The sequence below is a fragment of the Streptomyces durocortorensis genome (genome assembly GCF_016901035.1).
GTDB classification, from domain to species: domain Bacteria; phylum Actinomycetota; class Actinomycetes; order Streptomycetales; family Streptomycetaceae; genus Streptomyces; species Streptomyces durocortorensis.
The window spans coordinates 1-2,886 of sequence record NZ_JAFEUF010000427.1 but is presented as its reverse complement, the minus strand read 5'-3'; the positions used below and the strand labels follow the sequence as shown (position 1 = coordinate 2,886).

2 protein-coding genes are annotated in these 2,886 nt (G+C 72.7%); one reads left to right on the top strand and one right to left on the bottom strand.

The features are described 5' to 3' along the window. Positions 1-72: 72 nt before the first annotated feature. On the top strand, positions 73-1,332 hold the full coding sequence (locus JS521_RS34945) for a multidrug effflux MFS transporter (protein WP_504740030.1): 1,260 nt from the start codon (positions 73-75) through the stop codon (positions 1,330-1,332). A 19-nt stretch (positions 1,333-1,351) separates the two neighbouring features. Here JS521_RS34945 and JS521_RS34940 read toward each other — a convergent pair whose 3' ends face one another. Further along, positions 1,352-2,674: a hypothetical protein gene (locus JS521_RS34940; protein ID WP_205086882.1), complete on the bottom strand. Its 1,323-nt coding sequence runs from the start codon at positions 2,672-2,674 to the stop codon at positions 1,352-1,354. Between the last annotated feature and the right edge of the window lie 212 nt (positions 2,675-2,886).

Here is a 2,886-nt window from a genome sequence, read left to right as displayed (position 1 = left end):
ACGGTCCCGCTCGGGGACGCGGGCGGACCCTCCGGCGACCCCGCCACCCCGCTCGGCACCGCCCCCGCCGGGCTGCCCGACCCGGTGGGCCTCCCCGGCCCCGCGGCGAAGGCCGCCCGGCGCACCGGACTCCTGGTCACCCTGGTCCTCGGCGGGCTCACCGCCCTGCCGCCGCTGTCCATGGACATGTACCTCCCGGCGCTCCCCGCCGTCACCGACTCCCTGAGCGCCCCCGCCGCCACCATCCAGCTCACCCTGACCGCGTGCCTGGCCGGCATGGCGCTCGGCCAGCTCGTCGTCGGACCGATGAGCGACCGCTGGGGCCGCCGCAAGCCGCTGCTCCTCGGCATGGTCGTCTACGTCCTCGCCACCGCGATCTGCGCCCTGGCCCCCACCGCCGAGCTCCTCATCGGCTTCCGGCTCCTCCAGGGGCTCGCGGGCGCGGCCGGCATCGTCATCGCCCGGGCCGTGGTGCGCGACCTCTACGACGGCGTGGAGATGGCCCGGTTCTTCTCCACCCTGATGCTGATCTCCGGCGTCGCCCCGATCATCGCGCCGCTGATCGGCGGGCAGGTCCTGCGGGTCACCGACTGGCGCGGCATCTTCGTCGTCCTGACCGGCGTCGGCATCGCGCTCACCCTCGTCGTGTGGAAGTGGCTGCACGAGACGCTGCCGCCCGCCGCCCGCCACACCGGCGGGGTCACCGACGCCCTGCGCACCATGCGCGGGCTGCTCGCCGACCGGGTCTTCACCGGCTACATGGTCGCCGGCGGCCTCGCCTTCGCCGTCCTGTTCGCGTACATCGCCGCCTCCCCGTTCGTCGTGCAGGAGATCTACGGGGCCTCGCCGCAGACCTTCAGCCTGCTCTTCGGGCTCAACTCCATCGGCCTGATCGTCGTCGGGCAGATCAACGGCAAGCTCCTCGTCGGCCGGTTCCGCCTCGACAAGGTGCTCGGCTTCGGCCTCGCCGTGATCGTGCTGGCCGCCGTCGCGCTGCTCCTCATGACGACCGGCGTCTTCGGCGAGGTCGGGCTCGTGCCGGTCGCGGCCGGGCTGTTCGTGCTGATGTCGGCGATGGGCCTCGCGATGCCGAACACCAACGCCCAGGCCCTGATGCGGACCAAGCACGCGGCGGGCTCCGCCTCCGCGCTGCTCGGCACGTCCTCGTTCCTCATCGGCGCGATCGCCTCCCCGCTGGTCGGCATCGCGGGCGAGGACACGGCCGTCCCGATGGCCGTCGTCCAGGTGGTCTGCGCGGTGGCGGCGGTGGGCTGCTTCCTGCTGCTGTGCCGCCCCTGGCAGCGCGCGGGGCGCGAGGCCGGCGGCCTCTGACACACCGGTCCCGGCGGGTTCAGCCAGTGCGCGGGTAGCCGATCAGATGCGTACGGTCCTGCCGGTCGGTCCAGCGGAACACCCCGACCCCCGTCGTCTCCGTCCCCGGCAGCCGTGCGTTGCGCGACAGCCGCTCGGTGCTCCAGGTGGCGAAGTCCATCGCGACGGGCAGCCCGCCGCCGGCCAGCGCCTCCGAGGCGTCGCGCGCGTTCTCCGCCCCGTACGCGATGCCGTCGTCCGTCACCGTGGCCAGCGTCAGGTGCGCGGTGCCGCCCTCGTCCTCGAAGCAGTGGCCCCGCTTCGCCTCCAGGTCGAAGGCCAGGTTCCCGGCGATCAGGTAGTCGCCCGAGGGGGAGAGGACCGCCTGCGGGTAGCGGCCCGGCTTTATGGCGGGCTTGTGGCACTCCACCGAGGCGAGCACCTTCCCGGTCGCCGCGTCGTGCACCGCCCACAGCTCGTGGGTCGCCGCCCGCTCGCTCTTCTTCGCCGGTGCCCACTTCGCCAGCACCTGGTCCGGGGTCATCGACGTCACCGCACCGCTGTCCCGCTCGGTGCCCCTGGGCGCCACATTCCGGCTGAACCAGCCGCCGCGCACCCAGAACTCCCGGGCCCCTCCCAGCAGCAGACCCTTCGCCGTCTGACCGTGCACCTCGGTGAGCTGCCTGCAGGCCGGGCAGCCCCTGGGGTACTTCAGCTCGTCCGCGTTCAGCTCGGACACCTCACCGGTGACCGGGTCGACCAGGGTGCTGTTCGCCTTCGCGTCGCTGATCACGATGTCCGGCCCGGTCGTGCTCACGTCCGGGGCCCCGGACCACGGCACCTCGACGCGCTGCCGGTTCCCGTTCGTCACGTCGTACAGATCGAGGGCGAGGAACGTGCTCGACGGTGACAGCCCGTCGCCGGCCTTCCCGTAGGACCACGTCACGAAGAACTGCCGGTCGCCCTTGGCCACCGTGGCGAGCTTCGGATAGTGCAGCGGGTCCGGTGGCGTCCAGGCCCGGCCCCGCCAGCCCAGCTCCCCGGTGGCGGTGTCGACCGTGCGCAGCCGGTAGCGGTTCTCCTCGGACCGCTCCAGGTAGGCCAGCAGGCCCGTCGCATGGGAGACGGCCACATCGGGGGAGGAGCCGATGATCTCCCAGCCCCGGTCCGTGGCGTACTCCGGGGGCACGGTCAGCCGGGTCACCGGCCCCGCGCCCGTCAGCACCGGCTTCGTCGTGGCGGGGGCCGCGCCACCCTGCTTCTCGTCGTCCTCGGGGTCGCCGCCGCAGGTGGCCAGCAGGAGGAGCAGGGCGAGAAAGACCACCCCGCCGACCAGCGTCAGCCGCACGATCTTCTGCCTCATGGCTCCCCCGCTGGACCATCTTGATCTGGTGCCGTGCACGCGCGGGTCAGCGTAGCAACAGGCTTCCGGAGGCGTGGAGTTCGCCGGATTCCTGTTCCGTACCGGTTACGTGAACCCTTCGTGACCAGCTGCGTGAGCCCTTCCGTACCGGTTACGTGAACCCTTCGTGAGGGCCCGCCCGGCCCCCCCCCCCGGCGGGGTAAACAAAAAAC